Source organism: Streptomyces antioxidans (assembly GCF_000968685.2).
GTDB lineage: Bacteria > Actinomycetota > Actinomycetes > Streptomycetales > Streptomycetaceae > Streptomyces > Streptomyces antioxidans.
The window spans coordinates 1-6,595 of sequence record NZ_LAKD02000208.1 but is presented as its reverse complement, the minus strand read 5'-3'; the positions used below and the strand labels follow the sequence as shown (position 1 = coordinate 6,595).

Annotated in this window: 9 protein-coding genes and 1 tRNA gene; 7 read left to right on the top strand and 3 right to left on the bottom strand. The window is 70.2% G+C overall.

What is annotated here, in order from left to right; translation table 11 throughout:
* The 4 genes from VT50_RS41225 to VT50_RS37725 form a co-directional block, all read left to right on the top strand.
* A partial coding sequence (locus tag VT50_RS41225) for a hypothetical protein (protein ID WP_338058389.1) occupies positions 1-405 on the top strand: 405 nt, incomplete at its 5' end.
* A 640-nt stretch (positions 406-1,045) separates the two neighbouring features.
* Positions 1,046-2,350, top strand: a complete 1,305-nt coding sequence (locus tag VT50_RS37735) for a helix-turn-helix domain-containing protein (protein ID WP_046090423.1) — start codon at positions 1,046-1,048, stop codon at positions 2,348-2,350.
* A 5-nt stretch (positions 2,351-2,355) separates the two neighbouring features.
* Positions 2,356-2,964 (top strand): oligoribonuclease, encoded by a 609-nt coding sequence (gene orn, locus VT50_RS37730; RefSeq protein WP_046090424.1) that lies wholly within the window; start codon positions 2,356-2,358, stop codon positions 2,962-2,964.
* 109 nt (positions 2,965-3,073) lie between these two features.
* Positions 3,074-3,146, top strand: a tRNA-His gene (locus VT50_RS37725).
* 209 nt (positions 3,147-3,355) lie between these two features.
* On the opposite strand, the gene VT50_RS41220 is transcribed toward VT50_RS37725, so the two are convergent.
* The 3 genes from VT50_RS41220 to VT50_RS37715 form a co-directional block, all read right to left on the bottom strand.
* Positions 3,356-4,186 carry an NsdA family TPR-like regulatory protein gene (locus tag VT50_RS41220; RefSeq protein WP_338058387.1) on the bottom strand — a complete coding sequence of 277 codons (831 nt, stop codon included), beginning with the start codon at positions 4,184-4,186 and terminating at the stop codon, positions 3,356-3,358.
* Positions 4,147-4,551, bottom strand: coding sequence for a hypothetical protein (locus VT50_RS41215; RefSeq protein WP_338058386.1), 405 nt, complete (start codon positions 4,549-4,551; stop codon positions 4,147-4,149). Before VT50_RS41215 ends, VT50_RS41220 begins: the two co-directional genes overlap by 40 nt.
* 166 nt (positions 4,552-4,717) lie before the next feature.
* A complete protein-coding gene (locus VT50_RS37715) occupies positions 4,718-5,203 on the bottom strand; it encodes a DNA-processing protein DprA (protein ID WP_240529499.1) in 486 nt (161 codons plus the stop codon).
* Positions 5,204-5,239: 36 nt separating this feature from the next.
* On the opposite strand from VT50_RS37715, the gene VT50_RS37710 reads away from it, so the two are divergent.
* The 3 genes from VT50_RS37710 to VT50_RS41525 all read left to right on the top strand — a co-directional run.
* Complete coding sequence (locus VT50_RS37710; RefSeq protein WP_046090425.1) at positions 5,240-5,494, top strand: hypothetical protein; 255 nt, start codon at positions 5,240-5,242, stop codon at positions 5,492-5,494.
* Positions 5,491-6,093: a hypothetical protein gene (locus VT50_RS37705; protein ID WP_046090426.1), complete on the top strand. Its 603-nt coding sequence runs from the start codon at positions 5,491-5,493 to the stop codon at positions 6,091-6,093. Before VT50_RS37710 ends, VT50_RS37705 begins: the two co-directional genes overlap by 4 nt.
* Positions 6,090-6,595: helix-turn-helix domain-containing protein (locus VT50_RS41525; protein ID WP_143645377.1), on the top strand; the 506-nt coding region annotated here is incomplete at its 3' end. The genes VT50_RS37705 and VT50_RS41525, both read left to right, overlap by 4 nt.

The window sequence follows — 6,595 nt, the reverse complement described above, 5'->3', positions numbered from 1 at the left end:
CTCGTCGGCCGCTCGAGAGGAGCCCTCCCCGTGCCCGTCGCCCCCGAGTACGACACCCCCCGCGGCACCCCCGGCGGCGGGGCCGGGGCACCCGGACGGCCCCACCTTCCGAGCCCCCCTCGAGCCCCGGTCCATGCCCCCGCTAGCGACGCGGTGAGCGAGGTGATCCGCTGGGCGGCCTTCAGCTGCGCCGTGGTCCCCGTCGTCCTGCTGATGTGCGGATTACCGTTGGGCGCCGCCCTGGGGGCCGCCGCGGGCCTCGCCGCCGTGACGGCCACCAGCCGCGCCCTGCTGCGCCACTCCGAGCGCACCGTGGCCCGGCTGGGCGCGGACGGCATCAGCCCGCACCGGGGCCGCCACGGCCGTACGGGGATCGGCGCGCACCGGGGCGGCCGCCGCGTCTGAGGCCCGCACCGGAGAGCGGCCGCCGCGAGTGACGGTGGACCGGGGCGGCTGTCGCAGCTGAGGGCGGACCGAAGCGGCCGTCGCGTCTGCGGGTGGGCCGGAGTGACCGCCGCACCCTGAGGGTGGGCCGGAAAGGCCCGGAACCCGGGAATCGGTGCGTAGCGCTCCACACACGGAGCGCCGATGGAGCCTCGCTATAGCACCGCTCAAGCCCGGAAGACGACCGCTCGCCCCCTCAAGAAGTACGAGCGGCACATACGCCGGTCGTATGACCCATCCGTACGTCTGCGCCCACTTGTTTTCAGCCAACTTCCGGCCACACTTCTTTCCTTGGCAAACGCCGTGCTCAACACCCGTCCGGCCAGCGTGGAAAGGGGTCCGGAACGCACGTACCCCCCACGGGAAGTGGGTGTCCGCACAAGGCGTACTTCACAGCGAGGGCTACGAGTGCAACGCTTCGTGATCGAATGCTTCGCGCCAAGTTGTCATGTCGACATAGTGGCGGGTGGTGAACTGGTCACGGCGACCACACGCGACACAGTAGATTCGATCTTGGCCATGACCGGCGGGGGAACCGTTCAGGACCGAGGGGAAACGTGCAGGACCGAGAGGACGCGACCACCGAGGGGGGCTTAGTGCCATGAGCCAGGACTCCACGACCGTACCGGAGACCTCGCGCAAGCTCTCCGGACGCCGGCGACGAGAAATCGTCGCGGTGCTGCTGTTCAGCGGCGGCCCCATCTTCGAAAGCTCCATCCCGCTCTCCGTCTTCGGTATCGACCGGCAGGACGCCGGAGTCCCTCGGTACCGGCTTCTGGTGTGCGCGGGCGAAGATGTGCCACTGCGAACGACTGGCGGACTGGAACTGACCGCACCGTACGGCCTGGAGGCACTCTCCCGGGCCGGCACCGTCGTCGTACCGGCCTGGCGGTCGATAACCCAGCCGCCACCGGCCGCCGCGCTCGACGCGCTGCGCCGCGCGCACGAGGAGGGCGCGCGGATCGTGGGCCTGTGCACCGGGGCCTTCGTACTGGCCGCCGCCGGGCTGCTGGACGGCCGCCCGGCGACCACCCACTGGATGTACGCGCCGACGCTCGCCAAGCGCTATCCGTCGGTCCATGTGGACCCCCGCGAGCTCTTCGTGGACGACGGCGACGTACTGACCTCCGCGGGCACCGCCGCCGGGATCGACCTGTGCCTGCACATCGTGCGCACCGACCACGGCGCGGACGCCGCGGGGGCCCTGGCCCGCCGTCTGGTCGTCCCGCCGCGCCGCAGCGGAGGACAGGAGCGCTACCTGGACAGGTCCTTACCAGAGGAGATCGGCGCCGACCCGCTGGCCGAGGTCGTGGCATGGGCGCTGGAGCACCTGCACGAGCAGTTCGACGTCGAGGCCCTGGCCGCCCGCGCCTATATGAGCCGCAGGACCTTCGACCGCAGGTTCCGCTCGCTCACCGGAAGCGCTCCGCTCCAGTGGCTGATCACCCAGCGGGTGCTGCAGGCGCAGCGGCTCCTGGAGACCTCCGACTACTCGGTCGACGAGGTCGCGGGGCGCTGTGGCTTCCGCTCGCCGGTCGCGCTGCGCGGGCACTTCCGGCGGCAGCTGGGGTCCTCCCCGGCCGCCTACCGGGCCGCGTACCGCGCCCGCAGGCCCCAGGGCGGTCCCGCGGACCGCCCCGACCGCCTGGAGCGACTGGAGCGGGCCGACCGCGCCGAGGTGATCGAGCCCCGCGCCGGCGACCACTCCCTGCCGCTGCGGCGGCCGGGCGCGCCCGGCGCCTCCACCGGCCACTCCGGGCACCCCCAGCACCACCCTCACGCTCCGCACCCGGACCCTGGCAAACCGGAGTCGGACGCCTACGCACCACGCCTGCCCGAACAGGCGGCTGGGCGGTCCCCGGGCCGTCCGTCCCTGCCCGGCCAGCGGGAACGCCCCGTAGGGTGAGGCGTATGAACGATCGCATGGTGTGGATCGACTGCGAGATGACCGGGCTCTCGCTGGCGAACGACGCGCTTATCGAGGTGGCCGCACTGGTCACGGACTCCGAGCTGAACATCTTGGGCGACGGGGTGGACATCGTTGTCCGGCCCCCCGCGGAAGCGCTGGTCACCATGGTCGAGGTGGTGCGCGAGATGCACACCGCCTCCGGCCTGCTCGCCGAGCTTGAGAGCGGGACGACGCTCGAGGATGCCCAGGACCAGGTCCTGGCCTACATCCGCGAGCACGTCCCCGAGGCGGGCAAGGCCCCGCTGTGCGGAAACTCGGTCGGCACCGACCGGGGCTTCCTCCTCCGGGACATGCCGACGCTCGAGAGCTACCTCCACTACCGGATCGTCGACGTCTCCTCGATCAAGGAGCTGGCCCGCCGCTGGTATCCGCGGGCCTACTTCAACAGCCCCAAGAAGAACGGCAACCACCGCGCGCTCGCGGACATCCACGAGTCCATCGCCGAACTGCGCTACTACCGCGAAGCGATCTTCGTACCCGCCCCCGGCCCGGCCTCGGACACGGCGAAGGCCATCGCGACCAAGCACGTCCTGCCCGCCCGGCACGCGTGACCCCGCCACCGTCCCGGTGCTCGCTCCCGACTCCCCCGAAAGCCGGGAGCGAGCACCCCGCCGGACCCTGTACACTTTTTCTCGGCCGGTGCGGAAAGCTCCGGTCATGGTGGGTATAGCTCAGCTGGTAGAGCACCTGGTTGTGGTCCAGGATGTCGCGGGTTCGAGTCCCGTTACTCACCCTTTTGGAAGCGGCCGCTGACCTGCGCAAGTGGGATAGCGGCCGCTTTCGTCTCTCCTCATGGCCACACCGGTGGCCACCCGGGATGTTGAGAAGGGCCCTACCTCCCATCCATGGCGAGCATCGCCATCGAAGACCTCGGGCTCGTCATCCGCGAGGTCCGCCCTCGCCTGCCTTTCCGTGCTCCCGGGCGGGATGAACGGGCTCGTGTCAGCTTCCGAGTACGTCGATGAGGTGATCGTCAAGATCGGCGACGAAGCCCTCACGGCGCCACGGGCGGAGCTCTTTGCGCGCCTGGCGCAGCCGCAACGCCGGTACTCGCCCGCCGGTGCTTGCTGCCGAATCGACGCAGGTGTGCAGGAGATCCGCGGCCCTCTCCGGTGCGTCGAGGCGGATGCAGGCCAGGGCCTGATCGGTGGAGACGATGGCCCGCTGCACCCGCTCGCGCGGCGTGTCCAGGGCTTCCGCGCTGCTGGCGAAGACGTCGTGAGCGACCGCCGCATCTCCTACGTACAGCTCGCACAGCCCCTCGAAGCCGCGTAGATGGTCAGCGGTGAAGCTCGTTGGTGCCGGATCGCCGTCTACGTCGCGGTCGAGGTCGTACCGGGCGAGCGACAGCGCGGTCTGCGCGTGCCGCTCGGCGCCCGACCGGGCGGCGATCTCGGCCTGTAGCGCATGCGATCGAGCCCGCACACGGACGCTGTCGCCGGTCCGGGCATCGCGCGCCGAGGCGTCGACCAGCTCACGGGCCGCGTCGATGCCTGGTACCGAGTAGAGCGTGACCAGGGCATGGCTCATGTGCACGACTGCCCGGCGCCACGGGGCGCCGAGTTGTCCGGCCGCATCGGTGGCAGCCGCGTAGAGCGCGCGGGACACCTGGTCATCCCGGGTCTCGAACGCCAGCCGCCCGGCGAGGGTATACGCCTGCGTCGCGACCGTGCGCAGCTCCGGCCGCAGCGGCTCGGGCACGTCGCCAGCCAGCAGCCGCTGACAAGACTCGATCATCGGGGCGAGCAGCAGTCGCAGCCGTGCGAAGGGCAACGAGCCCACCTGTGCGTTGACGTCGCCAACGGCCGCCCGATCCCGGCGAGTAGTGCGTCGTCGAGGCGTGCCGGATCGGCGAGCGCGGCCGCCATCGATAGCTGAGTCGTGGGTCCGAGTAGGGCGAGCAGCCCGGTGCCGGTGTCGGTGGCCGTGCGCATGAGCAGGGCACGCAGTTCGCGTACCTGCGTCTCTGCCGCTCCCAGATCGGCGAGGGCATCGAGCAGATGGGCGAAGTCACTTCCGGAGCCGAGGGCGATCTGGCCATCGCATCTGCGGGCGTAGAGGTGCGCGAGCAACAGCTGGTACCGGTCGCTGGGGAGGATGGGGCGTTTGCTCTCCCATCGGGCAACGGACCGTTGCACGCTCGTGGCCGAGGAGTCGAGCGGCTGGCCGAGTTGACGTGCTGTCTTGACGAGCGCTCGCGCAGTGTCGGCCAAGGACCAGCCTCGCGCTTTCCGGAGGGACCTGAGGGCAGCAGCGCCACGAGCTTCGCACGTGCTCATGCCCTCATCATGCCGGTGGTCCCCGTCACACGGGCACGATGAGGTGTGGCTTCACCTGCTCTGCTGCATAATCGAGGGTTTGCCAAGTCCCAGAGGCCCCATGAGGGCCTGCCAGGGGGAATCCGATGACCATGTCGGAGTGGTCGACCATCCACCGATTCCGAGCGTGAAACGCGCGCGTACAGAGCTCTTCGGCGCGCAGCTCGATCACCTCCGTGACGCGGCCGCGCGTGCGGGTGATGGCCTGTCGCGCCTCGGCTGGCTGTTGCTGGACGGTGCCGGGGACGACGATCGTGATCCGTGCTTCGGTGTTCCCGGCCAGCCACAACAAGGACAGGCTGTCGATGCCCTTTGCCCCTCCCACGTAGAAGTGGGCGTCGGCATCCGCGAAGGGGTGGAGGTAGTTGGCGAATAGCTCAGCGTAGCTAGCGAGATCACGATGTGCTGTCGACCGGGTGCCGGTGATGGCCACAGCCCGAGTCATGATCCACTCCGTGTCATAGGTTGTCATATCCCGTCGTGGCTCCTGATGCGATGACATCGATGCATGGACGCATCCGGTTACCGCGACCTCGCCGATCGACTGAAAGCCTACGGACTGTCGATAGTGGTGAAGGGCGCCCGGCTGAGTGTGGCGAATCCGCTCAGCACCAATCTGGTGGAGGAGATCGCCAGCCAGGGGGAACGCAATGTCACCACCTGGGGGAATGAGCTTGGCGAGCGTGGCGAGTGTGGCGACGAGAACGGCACCGCTCTTCGTCTCGCCCTTCTTCGCGGCGCGTCTTCGGGGGGCGCGGCATGAAGGCCAGAACCCTCCCGTGGACGCCGCCGCAGACTGCGGACGTTGAGCTGTTACCGGTGGGCAAGTGGTGGGATGCCGTCTCCGCGCCCACCGCCGTCGCGGACCGCGCCCTCGAACTGCTTGGCGACCGATCCGGCGCCGTCATCCAGGACGACACCTACGGCAAGACCTACTGGCTGATCGCCATCGGCACGTCCACCCCCCGCAGCTGGCGCCTGCGCCAGGTCCGCGTACTCACCGAACTCGCCGACGAGGGCACCCTCCTCGGCGTACCGCCCGCCTCCTGGAGGGCCGACCACCGAACCTACTGGCGGATCCCGCTCGGCCCCGGCCGGTATCTGACCGACACCCATCACCTGATCCGCGCCCTGCGCCAGGCCCTTGACGACGTCCTCGGCCCAGCACCGGACGGCCGACAGCTCTGCTACCACTGCCAACTCCCCACCAACGAGCCCGTCCCCGTGGCCATCGAGCACAGCGGCAGTGTCGCCAGCGCGACCGTCTACGCCTGCCCGACCCACACCCGGGACTACCCGCGCGATGCCATCGCCCAGACCGCCGCCATGCGCCGCGCGCTCCATCACGGCAGGTCCCGATGACCACCACCCCCGAACACGGCCCCGCAGCCCTCGTCCTGGGCGCCCACCTGCGCTCGCTCCGGCTGGCCAAGGGCATCACGGCCACCGAAGCAGCCCAGGCGATCCGCAGCTCAGAGAGCAAGCTGAGCCGGATGGAGACCGACCAGGCGCGACACCGCTGGCAAGACGTATCCACACTGGCCAGGCTCTACGGCACGACCAACTGGCCCAGCATCGCCACCGCCGTGCGCTGGACAAAACGCCGGGCTCGCCGCCGCCCAAAGCCCCGAGACGAGCGCCGGGCTGCTGGGCATAGCGCGCAGGCGGTTCGAGCTGCTGGCCAGGGACCCCGAGTCCGACGCTCTGTTGGAGGAGCTGACGCCATGACGACGGCCTCCAACGACCCGGCCGTGGCCGGGACCGAGTGGCGTGCCGCCTTGGAGCATGCGGCGGGCTGCCCGACCTGCCGTGCCCTCGGCGTCGTCTGCCTGGAGGGCGAATGGCTGCTCCGCACCCATGAGGA